A 25,707-nucleotide genomic window follows, 5' to 3' on the forward strand; every position below is an offset into this window, starting at 1 on the left:
CCCAGAGGACACAAACTCGTTGATCACCGCCGATGGGCGGGTTGAGGCGCGAGGCGGGCGGCTGGGGTGCCACGAGGGGCCGGCTCAGGCGTCCGTGGCGGGCGGGCCGGAGCGGGTTGACCATGAAGTTGGCGGCGAGGAATCGGGCGAATTGAGCGGCTAAGTTCATGATCGCCGGGGCCGGGGCCGGGGCCGGGGCCGGGGCCGGGGCCGGGGCCGGGGGTTAGGGGGTGTCGTTTCGGAGGACCAGGACGGCTATGTCGTCGCGTGGGGGTTCGGCGGAGAAGGCGATGGTGGTGGCGCGCAGCCGGGCGGCCACCACGTCGGCCGAGTACCCGGCCAGCGGCGCCGCCGACTCGCGCAGCCGCTCGGTGCCGAACAGCTCGCGTCCGCGTCGCCGCTCGGTGACGCCGTCGGTGTAGAAGATCAGCGCGTCGCCGGGCTTGAGCGACAGCTCGGCGGTCGGTGTGGTGATGGCGTCGAGCAGGCCGAGGGCCGTACCGCCCACACCGACGAACGTCGCGCCGCCACCGCCGTGCAGCAGGACCGGGCGGTCGTGACCGGCCAGGTGCAGCGAGACGTCGAGCTGGTCGCCGTCGCCGGGTGCGACGGACGCGAGCGCAAGCGTGCAGTAGCGTCCGCCGCCGCGCTCGACAAGCGTCTCGTTGAGCCGGCCGAGCACCTCGGGCAGCGGCTTGCCGTCGCCGACGAGCACCCGGATCACGTCCCGGACCAGCCCGGTCACGGCGGCGGCCTGCACGCCCTTGCCGGACACGTCGCCGACCACCACGAGCCAGCGGCCGTCCGGCAGCGGAAGCACGTCGTAGAAGTCGCCGCCGACCTCCGCGTCGTCGCCGGTCGGGACGTACTCGGCGGCGAAGCCGATGCCCTCGACCACCGGGAGCACCGGCGGCAGCAGCGACTGCTGGAGCGTCTGGGCGACCCGGCGGCGCTCGGCGTGGATGCGGGCGTTCTCGATGGCGAGGGCGGCGCGGCGGGCCACGTCCTCCAGCACCGAGACCTCGTCCGGGTCGTGCCGGTGCCGCTGGTGCCGGCCCACGGCGAGGGTGCCGAGCCGCTGGCCACGGGCGATGAGGGGTACGGCGAAGCCCTCCATCGGCCCGCCGAGCGGCACCTGGGCGGCGTTGCGGGACGCCTCGCGCAGCCGCGACTGGATCGAGTCCGGGCCGGTCTCCTGGAGGGTCCGGTGCAGCTGCGGCAGCATCGCCTCGTCGGCGTGGCTCGACGCGGCGAGCCGCAGCCGGCCCCACTCGTCGGTGGTGTGCACCGCGCACCACTGGCCGAGCCGGGGCACCACGAGCTGCGGGACGAGCGCCATGGTCAGTTCGACGTCGAGCGACTGGGCGAGCAGTTCACTGGCCTCGGCCAGGAACGTCAGCCAGGTGGAGCGGCGTACGTCGGCGCGGCGCAGCCTGTCGTTCTCCAGGTGCAGCGACAGCCGCTCGGCGGCCAGCACGGCGAGCGGCCGGGCGTACGCCGAGGGTGCCGCGTCCAGCTCCAGCTCACCGGAGTACGGCCGGTGCACGGCCAACGGCACGCGCAGCAGTTCGTTGTCCTCGCGCGGCGGCCGGCCGTACCTGGCGAACACCTGGGTGCCGAGCCCGTCGCCCCGGTCCAGCCGGACCGTGCCACCGGCGGCGCCGACCATCTCGGCGACCCGGGTCAGCAGCCCGGTGGCGAACTCGGACAGCGGCTCGTCGGCGTACGCGTCGGGGGTGATCTGCATCAAGTCGCTCATGGCCGCGGCGCTCGGCGTACCGTCGCTGGTCCGTTCGGCGACGCGCAGTGGGCCGGCCGACGGCCGGGCGGAACCGCCGGGGCCGGGCCGGTCGAGGCGGAACCAGACGCCCTTGCCGGTGGGGAGGTACGTGGTGCCCCACCGGCTGGCGAAGTGGTCGACGAGCAGCAGCCCGCGCCCTCGGGTGGCCACCTCGGTGATGTCGGACGTGGTGTTTCGCACACCCACGATCAGCTCGTCGACCGGGCCGGAGGCGAAGTCGGTGACGGTCACGGTGAGGCCGTTGCGGTCGGTGTCGACCTCGATGTCCAGTTCGGTTCGGGCGTGTTCGACGGCGTTCGTGGTCAACTCGGTGGTGAGCAGCAGCGCCTCGTTCAGCAGTTCGGGCAGCCGCGCTTCGAGCAGCATGGTGCGCACCAGCGCGCGGGCGGCCGCCGGGGTGCGCCGGTCGGCGGGGAGGCGGACCCGGCGGACGCGCTCGTTCGCGCCGCCGCTAGCAGGCCCTGCCTCCGCTGACACCTTCGTATCCTCCACCGCGCCCACCCCGGGTGCCAAGCATCCGGCCGAACCCGCCGGCCGGGCTGATACCGCGCGTGACGCGCGATCACACGCGGTGACCTCGACGGATCGCGCGGCACAATGATGGGATGGCCCGTGTGACCGCACGAGCCCGAGCGGAGCGAGGAACGATGGCCACGGTGAATCAGTCGATGACCGCTGACCCGTCCGCGTCCGACCACGAGGTGCTCCTCGGCGAACTGGTCGAGGCGTTGCGCCGGGTGGGGCGCGGCGACCTGCGGGTGCGCCTGCCCCGGCGGGCGGGTCTGCCCGGTGAGGTCGCCGACGCCTTCAACGACGTGGTGTCGTTGCAGGAGCGGCAGCACCTCGACCTGCGGCGGATCAGCCGGATCGTCGGCCGTGACGGCCGGCTCACCGAGCGCCTGGACGACGAGGGCCTGGACGGTTCGTGGGCGGAGGGGCAGCGGGCGGTCAACTCGCTCATCGACGACCTGGGCCGGCCGACGACCGAGATCGCCCGGGTGATCGTGGCGGTGGCCGACGGCGACCTGTCCCAGCACATGGCGCTGGAGATCGACGGTCGCCCGCTGCGCGGTGAGTACCTGCGCATCGGCCGGACCGTGAACACGATGGTGGATCAGCTGTCGTCGTTCGCCGACGAGGTGACCCGGGTGGCCCGCGAGGTGGGCACCGAGGGCAAGCTGGGCGGCCAGGCCGACGTACGCGGGGTGGCCGGCACCTGGAAGGACCTCACCGACTCGGTGAACACCATGGCGTCGAACCTCACCGGGCAGGTGCGGTCGATCTCGCAGATGGCGACAGCCGTGGCGAAGGGCGACCTGTCGCAGAAGATCACGGTCGGGGCGCGCGGCGAGGTGGCCGAGCTGGCCGACACGATGAACTCGCTCACGGACACGCTGCGGCTGTTCGCCGAGCAGGTGACCCGGGTGGCGCGTGAGGTGGGCACCGAGGGCAAGCTGGGCGGCCAGGCCGAGGTGCCGGGCGTGGCCGGCACCTGGAAGGACCTGACCGACAACGTCAACTCGATGGCGTCGAACCTGACCGCGCAGGTGCGCAACATCGCCCAGGTGTCGACGGCGGTGGCGAAGGGTGACCTGTCGCAGAAGATCACGGTGGCCGCCCAGGGCGAGATCCTGGAGCTGAAGGACACCGTGAACACGATGGTGGATCAGCTGTCGTCGTTCGCCGACGAGGTGACACGCGTGGCGCGCGAGGTGGGCATCGAGGGCAAGCTGGGCGGTCAGGCGCAGGTGCGCGGCGTCTCCGGCACCTGGCGTGACCTCACCGAGAACGTGAACCAGCTCGCCGGCAACCTGACCAGCCAGGTCCGCAACATCTCCCAGGTCTCCACGGCTGTCGCCAAGGGCGACCTCGGTCAGAAGATCACTGTGGACGCGCAGGGCGAGATCCTGGAGCTGAAGAACACCGTCAACACGATGGTGGACCAGCTGTCGTCGTTCGCCGACGAGGTGACACGCGTGGCGCGCGAGGTGGGTACCGAGGGCAAGCTGGGTGGTCAGGCCCAGGTCAAGGGCGTCTCGGGTACGTGGCGGGACCTGACCGACAACGTGAACTCGATGGCGTCGAACCTGACCAGCCAGGTGCGGAACATCGCCTCGGTCACCACCGCCGTCGCGAAGGGTGACCTGTCGCAGAAGATCACAGTGGACGCCCGGGGCGAGATCCTGGAGCTGAAGTCCACTGTCAACACGATGGTGGATCAGCTCTCGTCGTTTGCCGACGAGGTGACGCGGGTGGCCCGTGAGGTGGGCACCGAGGGTAAGCTCGGCGGCCAGGCCCAGGTGCGCGGCGTCGCCGGCACCTGGCGCGACCTGACCGACAACGTGAACTCGATGGCGTCGAACCTGACCGCGCAGGTGCGCAACATCGCCCAGGTGTCGACGGCGGTGGCGAAGGGTGACCTGTCGCAGAAGATCACTGTGGACGCCCGGGGCGAGATCCTGGAGCTGAAGTCCACCGTGAACACGATGGTGGATCAGCTGTCGTCGTTCGCCGACGAGGTGACGCGGGTGGCGCGTGAGGTGGGTACCGAGGGCAAGCTGGGTGGTCAGGCCCAGGTCAAGGGCGTCTCGGGTACGTGGCGGGACCTGACCGACAACGTGAACTCGATGGCGTCGAACCTGACCAGCCAGGTGCGGAACATCGCCTCGGTCACCACCGCCGTGGCGAACGGTGACCTGGGTCAGAAGATCACTGTGGACGCGCAGGGCGAGATCCTGGAGCTGAAGAACACCGTCAACACGATGGTGGACCAGCTGTCGTCGTTCGCCGACGAGGTGACCCGGGTCGCGCGTGAGGTGGGCACCGAGGGCAAGCTGGGTGGTCAGGCCCAGGTCAAGGGCGTCTCCGGTACGTGGCGCGACCTCACCGAGAACGTCAACCAGCTCGCCTCGACGCTGACCACGCAGTTGCGTGCCATCGCGCAGGTCTCCACGTCGGTGACCCGCGGCGACCTGACCCAGCGGATCAACGTGAAGGCGCAGGGCGAGGTCGCCGAGCTGAAGGACAACATCAACCAGATGATCGTCACCCTCCGGGAGACGACGAAGAAGAACGCCGAGCAGGGCTGGCTGGACTCGAACCTGGCCCGGATCGGCGGTCTGCTCCAGGGCCAGCGCGACCTGGGCGAGGTCTGCCGGATGATCATGCAGGAGGTGACCCCGCTGGTGGACGCGCAGCTCGGCGCGTTCTTCCTGGCGGACAGCTCCGAGGGCAGCATGCGGCTGCGGCTCACCGCCTCCTACGGGTACGTGGCCCGGGGGCACGACGTGACGTTCGGCCCGGGTGAGGGGCTGGTCGGGCAGGCCGCGCTGTCGCGCCGGACGATCCGGGTCAAGGCGCAGCCGGACGGGCGTCTCGTCGTACGGTCCGGGCTGGCCGACACGCCCCCGGCCGACCTGGTGGTGCTGCCGGTCCAGTTCGAGGGCGAACTGCTCGGCGTGATCGAGTTCGCCGGCGTGGCCACGTTCTCCGAGCTGCACCTGGCGTTCCTGGAGCGGCTGGTGCTCACCATCGGCGTCGCGGTGAACACCATCCAGGCCAACCGGCGTACGGAGGAGCTGCTGGCGCAGTCGCAGCGGCTGGCGCACGAGATGCAGGACCAGTCGGCCGAGTTGCAGCGCACGAACGCCGAGCTGGAGGACAAGGCGAAGCTGCTGTCCGAGCAGAAGGCCAACATCGAGACGCAGAACCGGGAGATCGAGCTGGCCCGCCTCGGCCTGGAGGAGAAGGCGCAGCAGCTCACCCGCGCGTCGGCGTACAAGTCGGAGTTCCTGGCGAACATGAGCCACGAGCTGCGTACGCCGCTGAACTCGCTGCTCCTGCTGGCCCGGCTGCTCGCCGAGAACCCGGAGCGCAACCTCAGCGCGAAGCAGATCGAGTTCGCCCGGACCATCCACGGCGCCGGGTCGGACCTGCTGTCGCTGATCGACGACATCCTCGACCTGTCCAAGATCGAGGCGGGCCGGATGGACGTGGAGCCCACCGAGATCCAGTTCGCCGAGATCCGCGGCTACGTGGAGCAGGCGTTCGCGCCGCAGGCCGAGGAGAAGGGCCTGGACTTCCAGGTGCGGGTGAGCCGCGACCTGCCGCCCGCGCTGGTCACCGACGCCCAGCGGTTGCAGCAGATCCTGCGCAACCTGTTGTCGAACGCGGTGAAGTTCACCGACAACGGCGCGGTGACGCTGCGGATCGGCCCGGCGGCCGAGAACGCCGTCTTCGACGTGCCGGCGCTGACGAACGCGCAGCGGGTGATCGCGTTCACCGTGATCGACACCGGCATCGGGATCTCCGACGACAAGCTGTCGCTGATCTTCGAGGCGTTCCAGCAGGCGGACGGCACGACCAGCCGGCGCTACGGCGGGACCGGGCTCGGCCTGTCCATCAGCCGCGATCTGGCCCGCCTGCTCGGCGGCACGATCACCGTCTCGTCCGCGCCCGGTCAGGGTTCGACGTTCACTCTCTTCGTACCCGATGTGCTGGCGCCGGACGCGGTGGTGGCGCCGGCCCCGCCGTCGCCGAGCCGCGCGGGCCTGCCGTCGTCGCTGCTCATGCCGATGGAGCTGCCGCAGCCACAGGAGACGCCGGCGACCCGGCGCCTGGACGGCGTGACCGTGCTGATCATTGACGACGACGTACGGAACGTGTTCGCGCTGACGTCCGCGTTGGAACTGCACGGGATGACCGTGTTGTACTCGGACAACGGGGCGGACGGCGTGCGCCATCTCGCCGAGCACCCCGAGGTGGACATCGTCCTGATGGACGCCATGATGCCGGACCAGGACGGGTACGAGACGACAGCGCAGATCCGCCGCAACCACCGGTTCGCGGACCTGCCGATCGTCTTCCTGACCGCCAAGGCGATGCCCGGCGACCGGGAGTCGGCGCTCGGCGCCGGCGGCAGCGACTACATCACCAAGCCGGTTGACCTGGACGAGCTGATCGAACTGATGGCGTCCTGGATCAGCCGGAGCCGAGGCGACGAGGAGAACGCGTGACGCAGACGGCCAAGGCCCTGCTGGTGGACGACCGGCGGGAGAACCTGATGGCGCTGGAGGCGATCCTCCAGGGTCTCCCGGTGCAGTCGGTCGCGGTGGAGAGTGGCGAGGCCGCGCTCAAGCAGCTCCTGGTGGACGACTTCGCGGTGATCCTGCTGGACGCCCAGATGCCGGACATGGACGGCTTCGAGACGGCCACCCACATCAAGCGGCGCGAGCGCACCCGGCACGTACCGATCATCTTCCTGACCGCCGCGGACAAGGACGCCCAGCTCGCTCTGCGCGGCTACGCGGCCGGCGCGGTCGACTACCTGACCAAGCCGTTCGACCCGTGGGTGCTGCGCGCGAAGGTGACGGTCTTCGTCGACCTGTGGGTGAAGACGCGGCAGCTCGCCGCCCAGTCGGACCTGGTGCGCGAGCGGGATCTGCAGTGGCGGCACCTGACCGACGCGGTGGACGAGGCGACGGCGCTGCTGCGCGCCGACGACGACCCGTCGACCCGGGAGCGCGCTGTGGAGCTGCTGGAGCAGGCGCGCTGGGGCAACGCCCGCTGACGGTTCAGCCGCCGGCCGGGCCACCGTGCCCGGTCGCGGCCCGCCGGGCCCGCCAGCGGTCGCCGAGCGATTCCAGTTCCTCCTGTACGAAGAGGAAGAAGTCGCGCATCTCGGCGACCCGCTCGCCGGCCGGGGTGCTGCGCCCGTGCAGCGCGTCGACCCCGCCGGCCGCGATGTCGATGAAGTTCTTGTAGAGCGTGGTCTTGGTGATCGTCGCCTCGTACCACGGGTTGTCGGGCATCCGGTAGCGGTCGCTCCGGGACCCCTTGACCGGCTCGCGGATCAGCATGGCGAACTGGGTCAGGTAGCGGACCGCGCCGCTGACGGCTGCCGCGCTGACGCCGAGCCGTGCGGCGATCTCGCCCGCGGTGAGCGGGTCGTCGGCGCTCATCACCGTGAACAGGACCCGGGCGGCCATCCGGGGGAAGCCCACGTCGGCGAAGGCCATCGCCATCCGCTCGACGAAGAGGTGGACCTCCTCCTCGTCGTGCTGGGGCGGCACGTTCATGGTCGGCTCCTCGACACTCACCCCGTGACCCTACAGTCTTCACAAGTTTGTGAAACGAGCGTAACTTCTGAAGTATGGAAACAGCAATCGATGTGTCCGGACTGGTGAAGACGTTCGGCCGCACCCGGGCTCTCGACGGGCTCGACCTGACCGTCCGCACCGGAGAGGTGCACGGCTTCCTCGGCCCGAACGGATCCGGCAAGTCGACCACCATCCGGGTGCTGCTCGGCCTGCTGCGGGCGGACGCGGGGGCCGCCCGGCTGCTGGGCGGCGACCCCTGGCGGGACGCGGTGTCGCTGCACCGCCGCCTCGCGTACGTGCCCGGTGACGTCACGCTCTGGCCCCACCTCAGCGGCGGCGAGGTGATCGACCTGCTCGGGCGGCTGCGCGGCGGGCTGGACCCGAGACGCCGCGCCGAACTGCTGGAGTCGTTCGAGCTGGACCCGCGCAAGAAGGGCCGCACCTACTCCAAGGGCAACCGGCAGAAGGTCGGCCTGGTCGCCGCGCTCGCCTCCGACGTCGAACTGCTCATCCTCGACGAGCCGACCTCCGGGCTCGACCCGCTGATGGAGGAGGTCTTCCAGCACTGGGTCCGCCGGGCCGTCCACGAGGGACGCACCGTGCTGCTGTCCAGCCACATCCTGGCCGAGGTGGAGGCGCTCTGCGACCGGGTCACGATCATTCGGGCTGGCCGGGCCGTCGAGTCCGGCACGCTGGGCGACCTGCGCCACCTGCACCGCACCGCGATCGACGCCGAGGTCGCCGCGCCGCTCGACGGCCTGGCCGACCTGCCCGGCGTACACGACCTGCGGGTGGACGGGCGGCGGGTGCGCTTCGACGTCGACACCGCCGCGCTCGACGCCGCGCTGCGCCGGCTCACCGAGCTGGGGGTACGCAGCCTGGTCAGCACGCCGCCCACGCTGGAGGAGCTGTTCCTGCGGCACTACGAGACGGCGGCGCCCTCCGACACGGCGCGCCCCGAGACGGCGGACCGGGCATGAGCACGCTCACCGGCACCCGCCACCTGGTCCGGCTGATCCTGCGCCGGGACCGCCTCCTGCTGCCGCTGTGGGTGCTGATCCTCGCGGTGCTGCCGATGACGTACGCGGCCAGCTTCGCCGGGCTGTTCCCGACCGCCGCCGAGCGGGCCGCGTACCTGGAGGGCACCGCCCGCAACCCGTCCATCGTCGCGCTGCTCGGCCCCGCCTACGGCGACAGCGTCGGCGGGCTGACCGCCCAGCGCAGCGGATTCCTGCTGCTGATCGTCGCGCTGGCCAGCCTGCTCACCGTCATCCGGCACACCCGCACCGAGGAGGAGGCCGGCCGGCGGGAACTGCTCGGCGGCAACGTGCTCGGGCGGCACGCCGGGCTGACCGCCGCGCTGCTCGTCACGTACGCGGCGGATCTGCTGCTCGGCCTGCTCACCGCCGCCGGGCTGGTCGCGACCGGGCTGCCGGTCGGCGGCTCGGTGGCGTACGGCCTCGTCACCGTGCTGACCGGCGTCGTGTTCGCCACGCTCGGCGGGCTGGCGGCACAGTTGACCGAGACCGCCGGTGGGGCGCGGGGCATCGGGCTCGCCGGTCTCGGCGCCGCGTTCGGGCTGCGCCTGGCCGGGGACACCGCGAGCAACGACTGGCCGAGCTGGCTGTCCCCGCTGGGCTGGGCCGCCCGGGCCCGCCCGTACGAGGGGGAGCGGTGGTGGGTGCTGCTCCTGCCGCTGGCCGCGACGGCGCTGCTCGCGGCGCTCGCGTACCCGATCTCGGTCCGCCGCGACCTGGGCGCGGGCGTGCTGCCGCCCCGGCTCGGCCCGGCCGCCGCGAGTGGTGCCCTGTCCGGTCCGTTCGGGCTGGCCTGGCGGCTGCACCGGGGGCAGATCCTCTGGTGGTCGGTCGGGTTCGGCCTGCTCGGGCTGATCCTCGGCGGCGCGGCCGAGGCGGCCGGCCGGTCGGTCGAGGGGAGTCCGCGGATGGAGGAGATCGTGGCCCGGCTCGGCGGGGCGTCGGGGATGGCCGACGCCTACCTGGGGGTCACGCTGAGCCTGGCCGGGCTGGCCGCCGCCGGGTACGGCATCCAGGCCGCGCTGCGGATGCGCGCGGAGGAGTCCGCCGGGCACGCCGAGCCGGTGCTCGCCACCGGGACCCGGCGCTCGACCTGGCTGTTCTCCCACGTGACGTTCGCGCTTCTCGGCCCGGTGGTGGTGCTCGCGGTGACCGGGCTGGCCACCGGCCTGACGTACGGGCTGAGCACCGGTGACGTGCCCCGCCAACTGGGCCGGATGCTCGCCGCCGGCCTGGCCCAGGTGCCGGCGGCGTGGGTGCTGGCCGGGCTCGCCGTGCTGCTCTACGGCCTGCTGCCCCGGCTCGCGTCGGCCGCCTGGGTGGTGCTGGCGGCCTGCGTGCTGCTGGGTCAGCTCGGCGCCGTGCTGGAGCTGGACCAGTGGCTGCTGGACGCGTCGCCGTTCACGCACACCCCGCAGGTGCTCCGCGACACCTGGGCCCCCACCCCGCTCTACGTGCTGACCGCCCTGGCGGTCACCCTGGCCACAGCGGGTCTGCTCACATTCCGCCGCCGCGACCTCCCCGTCGCCTAGGCCGCGCCGATCTTGCGCTTGCGGCCCCGGCGAAAGGGGCACATCGCCCAGGTCGAGGGCCGCAAGTGCAAGATCGCGAAGGCGGGGCGTGCGTTACTGGGTGGCTTCGTTGCGGATCATCAGGGCGCTGCGGAGGCCCGTGATGTCCAGGACGCGGATCAGGAAGTCGCCCACGTTGGTGAGGATCAGCAGGCACTGGGCGTGACTGGCCTTGCGGCTGAGCACCACGAGCGTGCCGAGGCCCTGCGAGTCGCAGAACGTGACCCCGGCCAGGTCGAGCACGATGCGCGGGGGCGGATCCGCCAGCACCTCGTTCACCACAGTCGAGAGCTGGGCGGCCGTGAGCATGTCGATCTCACCGGCCAGGCGAAGCACTGCTTCGTCACCCGTCCGGTGTACGGTGATGGACAGTTCGGCACGATCCACCCGGTCAGCCTATCGCGATCTCGACCATCGGGCCTGTCGAGCCGATCGCCGTCGGCCCGTCGCGCCGCTCCGGCAGGTGAGCCTGGTAACCCCCGTTGCGGGGTGCCTGCCAGGCAGCACTCCGGCGCTGACACAATGGCCCCATCGTGACCGAGACGCATTCCGCCGGATCCGGCCGCTACCCGGCCGACGCCCCGGCCTCCGAGGCCCTGTTCGACCGCGCCAAGGCCGTCGTGCCCGGCGGGGTCAACTCTCCCGTACGCGCGTTCCGTGCCGTCGGCGGCACCCCGCGCTTCATGGTCCGGGGGGAGGGTCCGTGGCTCTTCGACGCCGACGGCCGGCGCTACGTCGACCTGGTCTGCTCCTGGGGCCCGCTCATCCTCGGCCACGCCCACCCGGCCGTGGTGGAGGCGCTGCGCGAGGCGGCGGTGCTCGGCACCAGCTTCGGCACGCCGACGCCGGGCGAGGTCGACCTGGCCGAGGAGATCATCGCGCGGACGCCGGTGGAGCAGGTACGCCTGGTCAACTCCGGCACCGAGGCGACCATGTCGGCGATCCGGCTGGCCCGCGGCTTCACCGGCCGCGCCAAGATCATTAAGTTCTCCGGCTGCTACCACGGCCACTCCGACGCGCTGCTCGCCGCCGCCGGCTCCGGCGTGGCCACCTTCGGCCTGCCCGACTCGCCCGGCGTGACCGGCGCGGCGGCCGGCGACACCATCGTGCTGCCGTACAACGACCTGCGCGCGGTCGAGGAGGCGTTCGCCGCCGAGGGGCAGCACATCGCCGCGATCATCACCGAGGCAGCCGCCGGCAACATGGGCGTGATCGCCCCCCGCGACGGCTTCAACGCCGAGCTGGCCCGCATCGCCCACGCCAACGGGGCGCTGCTCATCGTCGACGAGGTGATGACCGGGTTCCGGGTGTCCCGCGCCGGGTGGCACGGCCTCGACCCGTCGGACGCGGACCTGTGGACGTACGGGAAGGTCATGGGTGGTGGCCTGCCCGCCGCGGCGTTCGGCGGGCGCGCGGAGATCATGGCCCGGCTCGCCCCGGCCGGCCCGGTCTACCAGGCCGGCACCCTCTCCGGTAACCCGCTGGCCTGCGCGGCCGGGCTCGCCACGCTGCGGCTGGCCGACGACGCGCTCTACCGGCGGCTCGACGAGACCGCCGCCGCGCTGGGCAAGCTCACCACCGAGGCGCTGTCCGCGGCGGGCGTGCCGCACCGCCTCTCCACAGCGGGCAACATGTTCTCGGTCTTCTTCACCGACGCGGACGTGCGCGACTACGACAGCGCCCGCACCCAGGTGGTGCCCGCGTTCAAGGCGTTCTTCCACGCGATGCTCGCCGGTGGCGTCTACCTGCCGCCGAGCGCGTTCGAGTCGTGGTTCGTCTCGACCGCGATCGACGACGCCGCGTGGGAGCAGATCGCCGCCGCCCTGCCGGTGGCGGCGCGGGCGGCGGCAGCAGCAGGACACGGAGGGTAACCAATGGCGGAGACCGTGGTGCACGTGCTGCGGCACGGCGAGGTGCACAACCCGGACGGCATCCTCTACGGCCGCCTGCCCGGGTTCCGCCTCTCCGAGCTGGGCGTGCAGATGGCCAAGGCGGCGGCACAGGCGCTCGCCGACCGGACCGTCGTGCACGTGGTGGCCAGCCCGCTGGAGCGTGCCCAGCAGACCGCCGAGCCGATCGCGGCGCAGTTCGGCCTCTCCGTCGGTGTCGACGAGCGGCTGATCGAGAGCGCGAACTGGTTCGAGGGCAAGAAGGTCTCGCCGGGTGACGGCTCGTTCCGTGACCCGCGCAACTGGTGGGTGCTGCGCGACCCGGTGACCCCGTCCTGGGGTGAGGCGTACCGGGTCATCGCCGAGCGCATGTTCGCCGCGCTGCACGCCGCCCGGGTCGCCGCCGAGGGACGTGAGGCTGTCCTCGTGTCGCACCAGCTCCCGATCTGGACGCTGCGCCGGCACGTCGAGCGCAAGCGCCTCTGGCACGACCCGCGTCGCCGCCAGTGCGGCCTGGCCAGCCTCACCTCGTTCCACTTCGACGGCGCCAAGATCGCCGGTATCGGGTACTCCGAGCCGGCCGCCCACCTCGTCTCGATCTCGCCGACCGCCCGGACGGCCAAGGGGGCCTGATGCTCACCCGGAGGCTCGCCGCCGCCCTGCTCGCCGCCGTCACCGCCGGTACGGCGCTGGTCGGCTGCTCCTCCGACAGCCAGGAGAGCCGGTGCGACGCCGACGGCTCGACGGTCACCTGCGCCCCCGAGCAGCGCTCCAAGACGCCGAAGGTGAGCGGTGAGCTGCTCACCGGCGGCAGCTACGACATCTCCCGCGATCGTGGCCAGGTCGTCGTGGTCAACTTCTGGGGCTCCTGGTGCGCCCCCTGCCGCGCCGAGGCGGACGACCTGGAGGCCACCTACCAGGCCACGAAGGGCTCCGGCGTGACGTTCCTCGGCATCAACGTGCAGGACAGCAAGGACAAGGCGATCGCCTTCGAGGAGGGCCGGGTCACGTACCCGAGCATCTTCGACCCGGCCAGCCGGCAGGCGCTCAACTTCGACATCCCGCCGAACACCACCCCGGCCACCGTCGTGCTCGACCGCGAGGGCCGGGTCGCCGTGGTGATCCGCCGGGCCGTCACCCGGGACGAGCTGCGGCCGATCGTCGAGAAGGTCGCCGCCGAGTCGCCGCCGCCGAACGGCTCCCGCTGATGGGCGAGACGTTCCGCCAGCTCGCCGAGTCCGGCCCGCTGCTGCTCGCGGTCGGCGCGGCGGCACTGGCCGGACTGGTCAGCTTCCTGTCCCCGTGCGTGCTCCCGCTGATGCCCGGCTACCTGTCGTACGTGACGGGCCTGGCCGGCTCCGACCTGGAGGGTGCAAGGAAGGGCCCCCTTTTAACGCCTCCGGTAGAGGAAGGGCCCCTTCTTAACACCGGCACCACCAGCGCGGGCGGCGGCACCAGCGCGGGCGGCGGCACCGGCGGCGGCGTGAGCGTCGCCGAGCGGGCGGCGCCGCAACGGACCGCCGCCGCCGTCAAGGGCCGGGTGCTCGCCGGAACGCTGCTGTTCATCGCGGGCTTCACAGTCGTGTTCGTCGCCACCGCGATCCTCTTCTCCGGCGTCGGCAAGCTCTTCTTCCGGTACGAGCGCACGCTGGAGATCGTCATCGGCGCGCTGGTGGTGGTGCTCGGCCTCGGCTACCTCGGTGTGATCCCCGGCATGCAGCGCGAGTTCCGTATCCGCTGGCTGCCCGCCGCCGGGCTGCTCGGCGCACCGGTCCTCGGCGCGGTCTTCGCGCTCAGCTGGCTGCCCTGCACCGGCCCGACGCTCGGCGCGGTGCTCGGCATGGCGGCCACCGAGGGCGGGACCGACCGGGCTGTGCTGCTCGCCGTGGCGTACTGCCTCGGGCTGGGGATACCGTTCGTCGTCTTCGGGCTGGGCTTCCAGCGCCTGCTCGGGGTCTTCCGCGCCGTCCGGCGCAACAGCCGCTGGGTCACCCGGATCGGCGGTGCGCTGCTGATCGCGATCGGCCTGGCGCTGATCACCGGCGGCTGGGTGAACGTGGTGATCTGGTTGCAGACGACCGTCGGCGTGGGCGAGGTGAGCATCTGATGACGACAGTCGACGACCGGCCGTCGACCCCGCCCGCGCAGGCGCCCCGGCGGCGGGTCAACCCGGTGCTGGCGCTGCTGCGCAACTCGTGGCGGCAGCTCACCAGCATGCGTACCGCGCTGATCCTGCTGTTCCTGCTCGCCGTCGCGGCCATCCCCGGCTCGGTGCTGCCCCAGCGCGGCGTCAACCCGGAACGCGTCAACCAGTGGTTCGTCGACCACCCCGACCTGGCGCCCCGGCTGGATCAGATCGGCGCGTTCGAGGTCTTCGGCTCGGTCTGGTTCTCCGCGATCTACCTGCTGCTGTTCACCTCGCTGATCGGCTGCATCCTGCCCCGCGCCCGCGATCACGTCCGCGCGCTGCGGATGAGGCCGCCGGCCGCGCCGAGACGGTTCGACCGGCTGCCGCAGCACGCGGTGCTGGAGGCCCCGGCCGCCGCCGACCCGGAGGCGATCGCGGCGGTGCTGCGTCGCCGCCGCTGGCGGGTCACCGTGCGCGGCAACGAGGTCTCCGCCGAGAAGGGCTACCTCAAGGAGACCGGCAACCTGCTCTTCCACGTGTCGCTGGTCGCCGTCCTGCTCGGGGTGGCGCTCGGTTCCTGGTACGGCTGGCACGGCAACCGCATCCTGGTGGCGGGCGCGGACAACGCGTTCTGCAACACCCGCCAGCAGTACGCCGAGGCGTCGCTCGGCCCGCGCGTGGACAGCTCCGACCTGCCTCCGTTCTGCCTGACGCTGGAGAAGTTCGAGGCCGACTACCTGCCGTCCGGGCTGGCGTCCCGCTACTGGGCCACGGTGACGGTGGACGAGCCGGGCGGCGAGGCGCGGACCGCCGGTTTCTCGGTCAACTCGCCGCTGCGGCTCGGTTCGGCGAACGTCTACCTGCTCGGCAACGGCTACGCGCCGCTGCTGAAGTACACCGACAAGTACGGCCGCAGCCAGACCAGCGACGCGCCGTTCCTGCGTACCGGTGACTCGAACGCGACCGAGGAGGGCGTGGCGATCTTCCCGGACGCCAACGTCGACCCGAAGACCGGCGCCCGCGCCCCGGACCAGCAGATCGCCTTCGACGGGCTCTACCTGCCGACCGGGCCGGAGAGCGCGCCGTACGTCTCGTCGCAGTACCCGGCCGAGCGGAACCCGATGGTGAACCTGACCGCGTACCGGGGGAACCTCGGGATGGACGCCGGCATCCCCGGCTCGGTCTACGCGCTGGACCGGCGGCAGATCGACGACGGCAAGCTCAAGGAGATCGGCACCAAGCTGCTGCGGCCGGGGGAGAAGTGGACCCTCGACGACGGCAGCACGCTGGAGTTCCTCGGCACCGAGCCGTACGTCACGCTGGCGGTCCGGCACGCGCCCGGTCAGACGCTGCTGCTGGTGGCGAGCGGCACGCTGCTGCTGGGCCTGATGGGTTCGCTGTTCGCCCGGCGGCGCCGGGTCTGGTTCCGGGTTTCGGCCCCCGAGGGTGGATCTCCGACGAGCGGTAGTAGTTTGGTGGAGGCCGGTGGGCTGCCGCGCACCGAGCACCCTGGGTTCGCCGACGAGTTCGCGCAGCTCGTCGCCGCGGTGAGCGGTGACGCGCCGGACGCGCGGCGGGCGCGAGAAGGAGACGAGTGATGTCCGCACTCTCCGACCAGCTGGTCGCGTTCGCGATCCTGGCGTACCTGATCGCGATGATCAGCCACGCCGTGGAGTTCGCGCTGGGCAACGCGCGGAAGGTGCCCGCTGCCGCACCGGCGCGTGAGCTGGTGGGCGCGGGCGTCGGCGGTGCCGGTGGCGCGATCGACGAGCCGGCCGTCCCGGCCACGCCGCAGCGCCCGGACCGCACCGGCGCGCGGGCCGTGCTGGCCGGCCGGATCGCCGGCTGGCTCACCGTGCTCGCCGCCGCGCTGCACCTGGGCGCCGTGGTCACCCGGGGCCTCGCCGCCGACCGGATGCCCTGGGGCAACATGTACGAGTTCGTGCTGACCGGCACCTGGATCGGCATGGCGGCCTGGCTCGTGGTGCTCTGGAAGCAGCCGTGGCTGCGCCGGCTCGGGCTGTTCCTGACGCTGGTCATGGTGCTGCTGCTGGCGTTCGCCGAGCTGAAGCTCTACGTGCCGATCGAGCCGCTGATGCCGGCGCTGCAGTCGTGGTGGTTCATCATCCACGTCTCGACGATCATCTTCGCCTCGGGCATCTTCCTGCTCGGCGTGGTGCCCGCCGCCGCGTACCTGATGCGGTCCGGCTGGGAGCAGGGGCGGCGCAGCTTCCCGTACACCCTGGCCCGCCGCCTCCCGGAGGCGGCCGGGCTGGAACGGCTGACCTTCATGCTGCACGCCTTCTCGTTCCCGATCTTCACCTTCGCGGTGATCGCGGGTGCGATCTGGGCCGAGGCGGCCTGGGGTCGCGCCTGGGGCTGGGACCCGAAGGAGACCTGGGCGTTCATCTCCTGGGTGGTGTACGCGGGCTACCTGCACGCCCGGGCCACGCCGAGCGTGAAGCGCAACGTGGCCACCTGGATCTCCATCGTGGGCTTCCTGACCGTGATGATGAACCTGTTCGGCGTGAACTTCTTCTTCACCGGCCTGCACTCGTACGCCGGGGTGTAGCGGCCGGGCGACCGCTCAGCACCTCGTCCACCCGGCGTGTGACCTGGTAGGCCACCTCCGGCAGGTCGGCCAGTTCGAGGCGGTCCGCCCGCAGCGCGAACTGGGCGTGCAGTTCGCGGGCCACGGCGTCGCGGATCTCCGCTTGGAGCGGGCTGAGGCCGTCCGGGTCACCTGCCACGTACGCGTCGTCCATCCGTCGATGATGAACCGCCGTCGGCGAAGCTGTCAGTGACGCAGAATGTAGGACTACACTTCTTAGAACTGTAGTTATAAGAAGTGTGGTGTCGGTATGCCGGTGCTCGGAAAGCCCGCAGAGATCTTCGACCGGGACGTCGAGTGGGCCGAACTGGCCCGGTTCGTGGCCGACGACCGGCCCGGCGCGACGCTCGGCGTGGTCAGCGGCCGCCGCAGGCAGGGCAAGACCCTGCTGCTGTACCAACTTGCGCAGGCGAGCGACGGCTTCTACTTCGGCGCTACCGAGGCGACGTCGACGGAATCGCTGCGCCGGCTGGGTGAGGCGCTGGGCGCGTACTCCGGGTCACCCGGTCCCGTCCACCTGCCGGACTGGGGTGCTGCGGTCGACGCGCTGCTCGCGCTGGGACGGGAACGCCCCGTCACTGTCGTCCTCGACGAATTCCCGTACCTGGTGCGTGCGGCCCGTGACCTGCCGTCGATCATCCAGCATGCGCTGACGCCCGGCCGTCCGGAGCGGACCGGCTCCCGGGCGCGGTTGTTGTTGTGCGGCTCGGCGCTGTCCTTCATGGGAGGACTGCTCGCCGGATCGGCGCCGCTGCGCGGGCGGGCCGGTCTGGAACTGCCGGTGCAGCCACTGGACTTCCGCGCTGCGGCGGCCTTCTGGCAGATCGACGACCCGCTGCTGGCGGTACGCGTCTTCTCCGTCGTCGGCGGCACCCCCGCGTACCGCCGGGAGTACGTCCAGGACGACACCCCGGCCGGGCCGGACGACTTCGACGCTTGGATCGTGCGGACGGTCCTGAACCCGGCCCGGCCGCTGTTCCGTGAGGCCCGGTACCTGCTGGCCGAGGATCCGGACCTGAGGGACACCGCGTTGTACCACTCGGTTCTCGCCGCCGTCGCGGAAGGGAACGCCAGCCGTGGCGGCATCGCCGGTTACATCGGGCGGAAGGCCACCGACCTCCAGCACCCGCTGACCGTGCTGGAGGACGCCGGACTGCTGGTGCGTGAGCCCGACCCGCTGCGCAGCGGTCGCAGCAGCTACCGGATCACCGAACCGCTGATCACCTTCTACCAGGCAGTGATGCGCCCGGCGTGGACGGCTCTGGAGCAGCGGCGCGGAGCCGACGTCTGGCGTCGTTCACAGCGGCGCTACGCAAGCGCGGTGCTCGGGCCCCGGTTCGAGGAGATCGTGCGGCAGTGGTCGCTGCGCTTCGCCGAACCCGAGCTTCTCGGCGGGCACGTCGCCGAGGTGAGCGCGGCGACGCTGACCGACCCGGACACCCGGACGCGTCACGAACTCGACCTGGTCGCGGTGGGCGAGCCGCCACCGGGCGACGGCCCTCGCCCGTTGTTGGCGATCGGTGAGGTCAAGTGGGGTCGCCGGCTGGGCCGGGCCGACCTCCAGCGGCTGGAGCGGATCCGGGCCCTGCTGGTGCGGCAGCGACCCGGCTTCGACGCGGGCGGAGCGCGGCTGCTGCTGGCGGGCGGCCACGGCTTCGAGGACGACCTCGTCGACGCCGCGGCCGGTCGGGCGGATGTGGTCCTGGTAGACCCGGCACTTCTCTACGGGCGCTGAGCGGGCGTCTCACCCGCCGAACCAGCCGGGGACGTCCAGGCGGAACACGTCGGCGGGGACCATCCGGCGTAGGTCGTCCTCGATGGCGGCGACCCGGTCCGCGCCGAGCGTGGCCGCCCAGCGGTTGCGTAGCTCGTCGAAGACCACCGCCGAGCGGTGCAGCCCGTCGCGGCCCTTCGCGGTCATCCGGACCAGCTTGCGGCGGGCGTCGCCGGGGTCGTCCACGCGTTCCAGGTAGCCGAGGGCGACCAGCCGGTCCACCGTCTTGCCGGCGGCCTGCTTGGAGACGCCGAGGCGCTGGCCGAGGTCGGAGGCGGTGGTCCCGGCCGGGCCGACGGCCTGGAGCACGAAGCCGTGGGCCGGGCGCAGCTCGGGGTGCCCCTGGCGGGCCAGTTCGGCGTGCAGGTCGTCGACGAGCGTACGGAAGCCGGCGAGCAGGAGCAGCGGTAGCGCGAAGCCGGGGCGGTCAGGCGTTGCCATGTTCGACAACCACGTTTACCATTCCGTCAACCACGTTGACCATCTTACGAGAGGGGCACAGTCATGTCCCGCTTCACCGCGTACGAGCCGGACACCGCGCCCGCCGCCGCCCGCCCGGTCATGGCCGGCGTACGCCGCTCACTGGGCCATCTGCCCGCCGCCGTCGGCCTGATGGCCGGCTCGCCCGAACTACTAAAGGGCTTCCTCGCCGCCAACGCCGCGTTCGAGGCCACCGACCTGGACCCGGTCGCCCGGGAGGTGGTCGTGCTCACCGTCGCCACCCGCAACGGCTGCCACCTCTGCGTGGCGATGCACACCGCGACGCTGGTCCGCCACGCCGCCGCGCCGGCGCTGATCGAGGCGCTACGGACCGGCGCGACGGTACCCGACCCCCGGCTGGAGGCGCTGCGCCGCTTCACCGTCGCCGTGCTCGACCACCGGGGCGCGGTCCCCGACGCCGACCTGGACGCGCTGCTCGCCGCCGGGTGGCAGCCACGGCACGCGCTGGACGTGGTGCTCGGCGTCGGCACGTACACGATCTCCACGTTCGCCAACCGGCTCACCGAGGCGCCGCTCGACCCGCCGCTGGCCGCGTACGCCTGGACGCCCGCCGCCTGAGGCCCTACGCCATGTGATCCGACAGCTGATGTGTGGCACAACTCCGCCACGTGATGCGCAACGTCGGTCGGCCCGTCGGCACTGAGCCGCGCGGCGCCGGTCAGCCCCGCAGGAACGGCAGCAGCAGCGCGGTGAGCTTCGCCGGCTGCTCCTCGAACAGCCAGTGGCCGCAGTCCTCCACCACCGCCCCGGTGACCGCGCCGGCATAGCGGCGGACCTGCTCGGCCACCTGCCCGCCCAGGCTGGCCTGCGCGCCGACGGCGAGCACCGGCATCGGCAGCTTCGTGCCCCGGTACGCCGTGTTGTCCGCGACGTCCTGCCCGAACGCCCGGAAATAGCCGAAGCTCGCCCGCAGGTGCGCCTCGTCGCGCAGGTGGCCCGCGTACTCCTCGATGTCGCCCGGGCCCAGGCTGCCCTTGTTGACCATGATGGAGTCGGTGAACCGGTCGACCCAGAGCGCCTCCCGCCCGGCGACGAGCTGCTCGGGCAGGCCGTTGGGGACGTTGAAGAAGCCGAAGTTCCACACCGCCGGGCCGACGGCGGTCAGCGCCGGGATCGCGTAAATGCTCTCGTCGGGGATCGGCGCCTCGCTGAGCACCAGCCGGGTGACCGACTCGGGATGGGCGGCGGCGTAGGCGTACGCGACCATGGTGCCCAGGTCGTGCCCGACCAGCCGGATCTCCTCGGCGAGACCGAGACCGGTCAGCAGCCGGTGCAGGTCGGCGGCGATCGTCTTCTTGTCGTATCCGCCGGGCGGGGCGTCGCTGTCGCCGAAGCCGCGCAGGTCCGGGGCGATCACCTCGTACGACCGGGCCAGCTCCGGCAGCACGTGCCGCCACATGCGCCAGCACTGGGGATAGCCGTGCAGCAGCACCAGGGTCGGCCCCCGGCCACCCCGGACATAGTTGATCTCCACGTCGCCGGCTCTGGCCCGCTGCTCGGTGAAGCCCGCCGGCACCCGCGGTTCGTCCATGCCGCCGACTACCCGGCCGACCTCCGTCCATGCGGCGAAGGTGTTAACAGGGGGCCCCGCCTCCACCGGATGCGTTAACAAGGGGCCCTTCCTTGCATCTCAGGGAGGTGGGGGAGGATGGGGGTTATGGCGGCTCGCTTTCCGTACACCGATCTGAAGGACTTCCTCGCGGCGCTGGAGCGTGCGGGCGAGCTGCGGCGGGTGAGCGCGCCGGTCGACCCCACGCTGGAGATCAGCGAGATCGTCACCCGCACCGTCCGGGCCGGCGGGCCCGCGCTGCTGTTCGAGCGCCCCACCCGGGGCGAGATGCCGGTGGCGATCAACCTGTTCGGCACCGAGAAGCGGATGGCGATGGCGCTCGGGGTGGAACACCTCGACGAGATCGGCGCGCGGATCGGCGAGATGCTCAAGCCGGAGCTGCCGCAGGGCTTCTCCGGGATGATGGGCGGCCTCGGCAAGGTCATGCAGCTCAAGTCGATGCCGCCGAAGAAGGTCAAGACCGCCCCCTGTCAGCAGGTCGTCTACCGGGGCGACGACGTCGACCTGAACCGGCTGCCCGGGTTGCAGGTGTGGCCCGGCGACGGCGGCATCTTCCACAACTTCGGGCTGACCCACACCAAGCACCCGGAGACCGGTAAGCGCAACCTCGGGCTCTACCGGCTCCAGCAGCACTCGCACAACACCATCGGCATGCACTGGCAGATCCACAAGAACTCGACCGCGCACCACGCCGTCGCCGAGCGGCTCGGCCAGCGGCTGCCGGTGGCGATCGCGATCGGCGCGGACCCGGTCGTGGCGTACTCGGCCAGCGCGCCGCTGCCGGCCGACATCGACGAGTACCTGTTCGCCGGGTTCCTCGCCGGTGAGCGGGTCGAGATGGTGGACTGCCTGACCGTCCCGCTTCAGGTGCCGGCGCACGCGCAGATCGTGCTGGAGGGCTACATCGAGCCGGGCGAGCGCCTGCCCGAGGGGCCGTTCGGCGACCACACCGGCTTCTACACGCCGGTCGAGCCGTTCCCGGTCATGCACATCGAGTGCATGACCACGCAGCGCGACCCGGTCTACCACTCGATCGTCACGTCCCAGCCGCCGCAGGAGGACCACGGTCTCGGCAAGGCCACCGAGCGGATCTTCGCGCCGCTGCTGCGCTTCCTGATCCCGGACATCGTCGACTACGACCTGCCCGCCGCCGGTGTCTTCCACAACTGCGCGATCGTGTCGATCCGCAAGCGCTACCCGAAGCACGCGCAGAAGGTCATGAACGCGATCTGGGGCGCGCACATGATGTCGCTGACCAAGCTGATCGTGATCGTCGACGAGGACTGCGACGTGCACGACTACAACGAGGTCGCGTTCCGCGCCTTCGGCAACGTCGACTACGCCCGTGACCTGATGCTCACCGAAGGGCCGGTCGACCACCTCGACCACGCCTCGTACCAGCAGTTCTGGGGTGGCAAGGCGGGCATCGACGCCACCCGGAAGCTGCCCGAGGAGGGCTACACCCGGGGCTGGCCGGAGGAGATGCGCATGTCGCCCGAGGTGGTCTCGCTCGTCGACAAGCGCTGGAAGGAATACGGGATCTGATGACGGCGGCAGTACAGGAACGGCCCGGCCGGGTCTCGTCCTTCCTCAAGCTCGTCGCCATCGAGCACTCCGTCTTCGCGCTGCCGTTCGCGTACCTGTCGGCGCTGACCGCCATGCAGCTCAACGGCGGCCGGGTGCGCTGGGGAGACCTGCTGCTGATCACCGTGGCGATGGTCGGCGCGCGGACGTTCGCCATGGCCGCGAACCGGATCCTGGACCGGCGGATCGACGCGCGGAACCCGCGTACGGAGAACCGGGAACTGGTCACCGGCGCGGTGAGCGTGCGGACGGCCTGGACCGGCGCGGCGGTCGCGCTCGTGGTGTTCCTGGCCGCAGCCGCCCTGCTCAACCCGCTCTGCCTGGTGCTCGCGCCGCTCGCCGTGGTGCCGCTGGTGGTCTACCCGTACGGCAAGCGGTTCACCAACTGGCCGCACGCCATCCTCGCGGTGGCCCAGGCGGTCGGCCCGGTCGGCGCCTGGCTGGCGGTCACCGGCACGCTCGACGGCTCCGGTCCGGCGTGGCTGCTCGGTGCGGCGGTGGGCCTGTGGATCGGCGGCTTCGACCTGATCTACGCCTGCCAGGACTCGGAGATCGACCGGGAGATCGGCGTGCACAGCGTCCCCGCCCGGTACGGCCGGCGTTTCGCGCTGCACGCCTCCACAGTCGCGCACGTGGTGACGTTCGCGCTGTTCATCTGGTTCGGCGCCTGGGTCGGCTTCGGCTGGCTGTGGTGGATCGGGCTGGCGCTGACCGCTGTCGCCTTCGCCTACCAGCACATGGTGGTCAGCCCCACCGACCTGAGCAAGGTCAACCGGGCGTTCTTCACCGCGAACGGCTTCGTCGGCATCGCGTTGTTCGTCCTCGCGCTGCTCGACCTGGTGATCCGGCTCGGCCTGCGGCCGTAAACGGACCGGCTCACGGCGTCGCGCCGACCGGGTAGCGGGCGCTCTCCAGCGTCCAGTCGACGGTGCCGCGCACGGCGGCGGCCAGGCCGTCGAGGTGGACGGCGACGGCCTGGTCGAGCGTCGGCCCGAACGACGGCGCCGCCGCCAGGAGCGCGGCGAATCGCCCCATCTCGGCCCGCCAGTGCCCGGCCACCAGGTCGACCGCCGCCGGCACCGGCAGGCCCCGCTCGGCGGCCATCGCCAGCACCAGGTTGTGCCCGCCGCCGGTGGCCCGGTCGCGTTCCAGCGAGGCGATGTCGTTGAACCAGGACAGCAGGTCGTTCGCGAGGTCGGCGAGCCGGCGCAGCGCCGGATGGTGGTAGACCGCGTCGGGCAGCGGACGCCCGGACGCGAACTCGATCAGCGGGTACGAGACGTACGCCGCCGACGTGGCCCGGCGCAGCCGCACGTACTCGGCGACGCCCGGTGGACGGCCGGACGTGGTGGCGGTGGCCTCCCGGTGCACCCCGTCGAGGTGGTCGGCGACCGCGTCGGCGAAACGCAGCCGCCACCGGGCCGGCATCCGGCGGCGCGGCTCCCGCCACGCCTGCACCAGCAGACGCCGCAGCGGGCCGGAGAAGCCCGGGTGGCGGGCGCGCGGACCCTCGCGCAGCAACGCGAGCGCGCCGTCGCGCAACGCGCGGATCTGCGCCGGGGTCAGCCCGTCCCGCCCGTCGCAGGCGTCGTCGACCAGGAAGAACCAGGTGAACAGCGCGGTGAGCACCCGCAGGTCGGGCTCGGTGGCGTCCGGGTAGAGGCGGCCCGCGTACCGGGCGAAGCCGGCCCGCGCCAGCCGTCGCCGGGTGTCCGGGTCAGCCGGCAGGCCGAGCCGGTCGACGTGCTCCACCAGCCAGCCCTGCACCCGGTCGGCGTACGGGGAGATGCGGGGTGCGACGGGGCAGTCGGAGCGCAGCGCCCGCAGCACCGCCCCCGTCATCACCGGCCCCTCCGTGGAAGTCGATCGCCGATCGAAGACTTTCATGCCGTGGGATGTCGCGTGAACCCGCTGGACATCCCGGGCGGGCCGACCGAACGGGGGTCCCCGCCCGGCGTCCGCCGCGACCAGGCACGCTTGAGGGCATGCGCGAACCATGGGTGGTGGGTGTCTCCGGAGCCTCGGGCACGCCGTACGCGGCGGCTGTCGTCCGGGCACTGCTCGACGCCGGCCAGGCGGTGGACCTGATCGTCTCCCGGGCGGCCCGGCTGACGGTGCTGGACGAGACCGGCCGGCCGTTCCGGGACGGGCACTGGGCCGAGGACCTGGCCGCCTGGCTCGACCGCGACCTCACCGGCGCGGACCTGCGGCACTGGCCCGCCGGTGACCTGGCCGCCGGCCCGAGCAGCGGCTCCTACCGGGTACGCGGCATGGCGGTGGTGCCCGCCAGCACCGCCGCGTGCGCCGGCATCGCGATCGGGCTGTCGAAGGATCTGCTCCAGCGCGCCGCCGAGGTGAACCTCAAGGAGCGCCGCCCGGTCGTCGTGGTGCCCCGGGAGACGCCGGTGACCCGCAGTCACCTGGAACACCTCATCGCGCTGCACGACGCCGGCGCGGTGGTGCTGCCGGCCAGCCCGGGCTTCTACGGCGCCGGCGCGTCGGCGTCCGCCGGGCAACTCGTGGACTTCGTGGCCGGGAAGGTGCTCGACGCGCTCGGCGTGGAGCACACGCTGTTCCGGCGGTGGTCCGGCGAGGTGGCCGCCGGGCGCCGGGAGGCCGCCGCGGACTGACCGGCCCGGCGTGCGGGGGCGCGGCCCTCGGCCGGACCGCGCCCCGTACGTTCAGTACATGCCGGCGTTCGCCGGTCCGGGGCCGGTGGAAGCGGTCTGGCCCATGTTGCGGGCCTTGCCCATGTCCTCCGCCTCGTCCAGCATGCCCTCCCCCTCGAGCAGGGCCCGCACCTCGGATTCCCGAAACCGGCGGTGCCCTCCTGGAGTCCGGATACTGCCGATCCGGCCGGCCGCTGCCCATCTGGTCACGGTCTTCGGGTCCACCCGAAACAGCGCAGCGACCTCACCCGGTGTCAGCAGGCGATCTCCAGTGTCCACAGCCCCCTCCTCGCGTCGACGAAGCCCCCGGCTGAACACACTGCCCCCGGCCGGTGCGAGCCCAGAGCCGTCATGAGGGACGTATGGCAATTACAGCACCGGCTACCGGGCGTGTCCGTCAAACGCGAAAAACGCACACACTGGGAAGTTCGGAAATGGTACCGGCGGAGAACCCCCTGATCGTACGTTTGTGAA

The 25,707-nt window shown here is 72.0% G+C and carries 23 protein-coding genes; 15 read left to right on the forward strand and 8 right to left on the reverse strand.

Annotation, left to right across the window (positions count from 1 at the left end):
• Positions 1-223: 223 nt before the first annotated feature.
• Positions 224-2,278, reverse strand: coding sequence for a SpoIIE family protein phosphatase (locus AB0D28_RS17370; protein WP_357386791.1), 2,055 nt, complete (start codon positions 2,276-2,278; stop codon positions 224-226).
• Between the two features lie 170 nt (positions 2,279-2,448).
• Here AB0D28_RS17370 and AB0D28_RS17375 point away from each other — a divergent pair, with 170 nt between their 5' ends.
• Together AB0D28_RS17375 and AB0D28_RS17380 are read left to right on the forward strand one after the other, a co-directional pair.
• Positions 2,449-6,816 (forward strand): HAMP domain-containing protein, encoded by a 4,368-nt coding sequence (locus AB0D28_RS17375; RefSeq protein WP_357386793.1) that lies wholly within the window; start codon positions 2,449-2,451, stop codon positions 6,814-6,816.
• Complete coding sequence (locus AB0D28_RS17380) at positions 6,813-7,370, forward strand: response regulator (RefSeq protein ID WP_357386795.1); 558 nt, start codon at positions 6,813-6,815, stop codon at positions 7,368-7,370. Before AB0D28_RS17375 ends, AB0D28_RS17380 begins: the two co-directional genes overlap by 4 nt.
• Positions 7,371-7,374: 4 nt before the next feature.
• Here the strand turns inward: AB0D28_RS17380 and AB0D28_RS17385 are convergent, their stop codons facing one another.
• Complete coding sequence (locus tag AB0D28_RS17385) at positions 7,375-7,899, reverse strand: MarR family transcriptional regulator (protein WP_357386797.1); 525 nt, start codon at positions 7,897-7,899, stop codon at positions 7,375-7,377.
• Positions 7,900-7,952: 53 nt separating this feature from the next.
• Here AB0D28_RS17385 and AB0D28_RS17390 point away from each other — a divergent pair, with 53 nt between their 5' ends.
• On the forward strand, positions 7,953-8,879 hold the full coding sequence (locus AB0D28_RS17390) for an ABC transporter ATP-binding protein (protein ID WP_357386799.1): 927 nt from the start codon (positions 7,953-7,955) through the stop codon (positions 8,877-8,879).
• On the forward strand, positions 8,876-10,468 hold the full coding sequence (locus tag AB0D28_RS17395) for an ABC transporter permease (RefSeq protein WP_357386801.1): 1,593 nt from the start codon (positions 8,876-8,878) through the stop codon (positions 10,466-10,468). Before AB0D28_RS17390 ends, AB0D28_RS17395 begins: the two co-directional genes overlap by 4 nt.
• Positions 10,469-10,561: 93 nt before the next feature.
• On the opposite strand, the gene AB0D28_RS17400 is transcribed toward AB0D28_RS17395, so the two are convergent.
• The gene (locus AB0D28_RS17400; protein ID WP_357386803.1) at positions 10,562-10,894 is read right to left on the reverse strand and encodes an STAS domain-containing protein; all 333 of its coding nucleotides are present in this window, start codon (positions 10,892-10,894) and stop codon (positions 10,562-10,564) included.
• 146 nt (positions 10,895-11,040) lie between these two features.
• Here AB0D28_RS17400 and hemL point away from each other — a divergent pair, with 146 nt between their 5' ends.
• The 6 genes from hemL to ccsB are packed head-to-tail and all read left to right on the forward strand — an operon-like array spanning position 11,041 to position 17,096.
• A complete protein-coding gene (hemL, locus tag AB0D28_RS17405; RefSeq protein ID WP_357386805.1) occupies positions 11,041-12,378 on the forward strand; it encodes a glutamate-1-semialdehyde 2,1-aminomutase in 1,338 nt (445 codons plus the stop codon).
• Between the two features lie 3 nt (positions 12,379-12,381).
• Positions 12,382-13,029, forward strand: coding sequence for a histidine phosphatase family protein (locus tag AB0D28_RS17410; RefSeq protein ID WP_357386807.1), 648 nt, complete (start codon positions 12,382-12,384; stop codon positions 13,027-13,029).
• A complete protein-coding gene (locus AB0D28_RS17415; RefSeq protein WP_357386809.1) occupies positions 13,029-13,604 on the forward strand; it encodes a TlpA disulfide reductase family protein in 576 nt (191 codons plus the stop codon). Before AB0D28_RS17410 ends, AB0D28_RS17415 begins: the two co-directional genes overlap by 1 nt.
• On the forward strand, positions 13,604-14,503 hold the full coding sequence (locus tag AB0D28_RS17420) for a cytochrome c biogenesis protein CcdA (RefSeq protein ID WP_357386811.1): 900 nt from the start codon (positions 13,604-13,606) through the stop codon (positions 14,501-14,503). The genes AB0D28_RS17415 and AB0D28_RS17420 overlap by 1 nt, the downstream gene beginning before the upstream one ends.
• Positions 14,503-16,122 (forward strand): cytochrome c biogenesis protein ResB, encoded by a 1,620-nt coding sequence (locus tag AB0D28_RS17425; protein WP_357386813.1) that lies wholly within the window; start codon positions 14,503-14,505, stop codon positions 16,120-16,122. Before AB0D28_RS17420 ends, AB0D28_RS17425 begins: the two co-directional genes overlap by 1 nt.
• Complete coding sequence (gene ccsB, locus AB0D28_RS17430) at positions 16,122-17,096, forward strand: c-type cytochrome biogenesis protein CcsB (protein WP_357386815.1); 975 nt, start codon at positions 16,122-16,124, stop codon at positions 17,094-17,096. Before AB0D28_RS17425 ends, ccsB begins: the two co-directional genes overlap by 1 nt.
• Here ccsB and AB0D28_RS17435 read toward each other — a convergent pair.
• Positions 17,065-17,289, reverse strand: a complete 225-nt coding sequence (locus AB0D28_RS17435; RefSeq protein ID WP_357386817.1) for a hypothetical protein — start codon at positions 17,287-17,289, stop codon at positions 17,065-17,067. The two genes, ccsB and AB0D28_RS17435, sit on opposite strands and share 32 nt — an antisense overlap.
• Positions 17,290-17,385: 96 nt before the next feature.
• Between AB0D28_RS17435 and AB0D28_RS17440 the strand changes: the two genes are divergently transcribed.
• Entirely contained in the window at positions 17,386-18,870 is a 1,485-nt protein-coding gene (locus AB0D28_RS17440; protein ID WP_357386819.1) for an ATP-binding protein, read from the forward strand.
• 9 nt (positions 18,871-18,879) lie between these two features.
• Here the strand turns inward: AB0D28_RS17440 and AB0D28_RS17445 are convergent, their stop codons facing one another.
• A complete protein-coding gene (locus AB0D28_RS17445; RefSeq protein ID WP_357386821.1) occupies positions 18,880-19,350 on the reverse strand; it encodes a MarR family winged helix-turn-helix transcriptional regulator in 471 nt (156 codons plus the stop codon).
• Positions 19,351-19,413: 63 nt separating this feature from the next.
• Here AB0D28_RS17445 and AB0D28_RS17450 point away from each other — a divergent pair, with 63 nt between their 5' ends.
• Complete coding sequence (locus tag AB0D28_RS17450) at positions 19,414-19,968, forward strand: carboxymuconolactone decarboxylase family protein (RefSeq protein WP_357386823.1); 555 nt, start codon at positions 19,414-19,416, stop codon at positions 19,966-19,968.
• Between the two features lie 100 nt (positions 19,969-20,068).
• Here the strand turns inward: AB0D28_RS17450 and AB0D28_RS17455 are convergent, their stop codons facing one another.
• Entirely contained in the window at positions 20,069-20,941 is an 873-nt protein-coding gene (locus AB0D28_RS17455; RefSeq protein WP_357386825.1) for an alpha/beta hydrolase, read from the reverse strand.
• Positions 20,942-21,067: 126 nt separating this feature from the next.
• Here AB0D28_RS17455 and AB0D28_RS17460 point away from each other — a divergent pair, with 126 nt between their 5' ends.
• Positions 21,068-22,525 (forward strand): menaquinone biosynthesis decarboxylase, encoded by a 1,458-nt coding sequence (locus tag AB0D28_RS17460; protein WP_357386827.1) that lies wholly within the window; start codon positions 21,068-21,070, stop codon positions 22,523-22,525.
• Positions 22,525-23,430, forward strand: a complete 906-nt coding sequence (mqnP, locus tag AB0D28_RS17465) for a menaquinone biosynthesis prenyltransferase MqnP (protein ID WP_357386829.1) — start codon at positions 22,525-22,527, stop codon at positions 23,428-23,430. The genes AB0D28_RS17460 and mqnP overlap by 1 nt, the downstream gene beginning before the upstream one ends.
• Before the next feature lie 10 nt (positions 23,431-23,440).
• On the opposite strand, the gene AB0D28_RS17470 is transcribed toward mqnP, so the two are convergent.
• Positions 23,441-24,406 (reverse strand): terpene synthase, encoded by a 966-nt coding sequence (locus tag AB0D28_RS17470; RefSeq protein WP_357386831.1) that lies wholly within the window; start codon positions 24,404-24,406, stop codon positions 23,441-23,443.
• Positions 24,407-24,549: 143 nt separating this feature from the next.
• Here AB0D28_RS17470 and AB0D28_RS17475 point away from each other — a divergent pair, with 143 nt between their 5' ends.
• Positions 24,550-25,194 (forward strand): UbiX family flavin prenyltransferase, encoded by a 645-nt coding sequence (locus tag AB0D28_RS17475; protein ID WP_357386833.1) that lies wholly within the window; start codon positions 24,550-24,552, stop codon positions 25,192-25,194.
• 51 nt (positions 25,195-25,245) lie between these two features.
• On the opposite strand, the gene AB0D28_RS17480 is transcribed toward AB0D28_RS17475, so the two are convergent.
• Positions 25,246-25,512 carry a BldC family transcriptional regulator gene (locus AB0D28_RS17480; RefSeq protein ID WP_357386835.1) on the reverse strand — a complete coding sequence of 89 codons (267 nt, stop codon included), beginning with the start codon at positions 25,510-25,512 and terminating at the stop codon, positions 25,246-25,248.
• Positions 25,513-25,707: the final 195 nt, after the last annotated feature.

Origin of the sequence: Micromonospora sp. NPDC048169 (assembly GCF_040652815.1) — a bacterium.
GTDB lineage: Bacteria > Actinomycetota > Actinomycetes > Mycobacteriales > Micromonosporaceae > Micromonospora.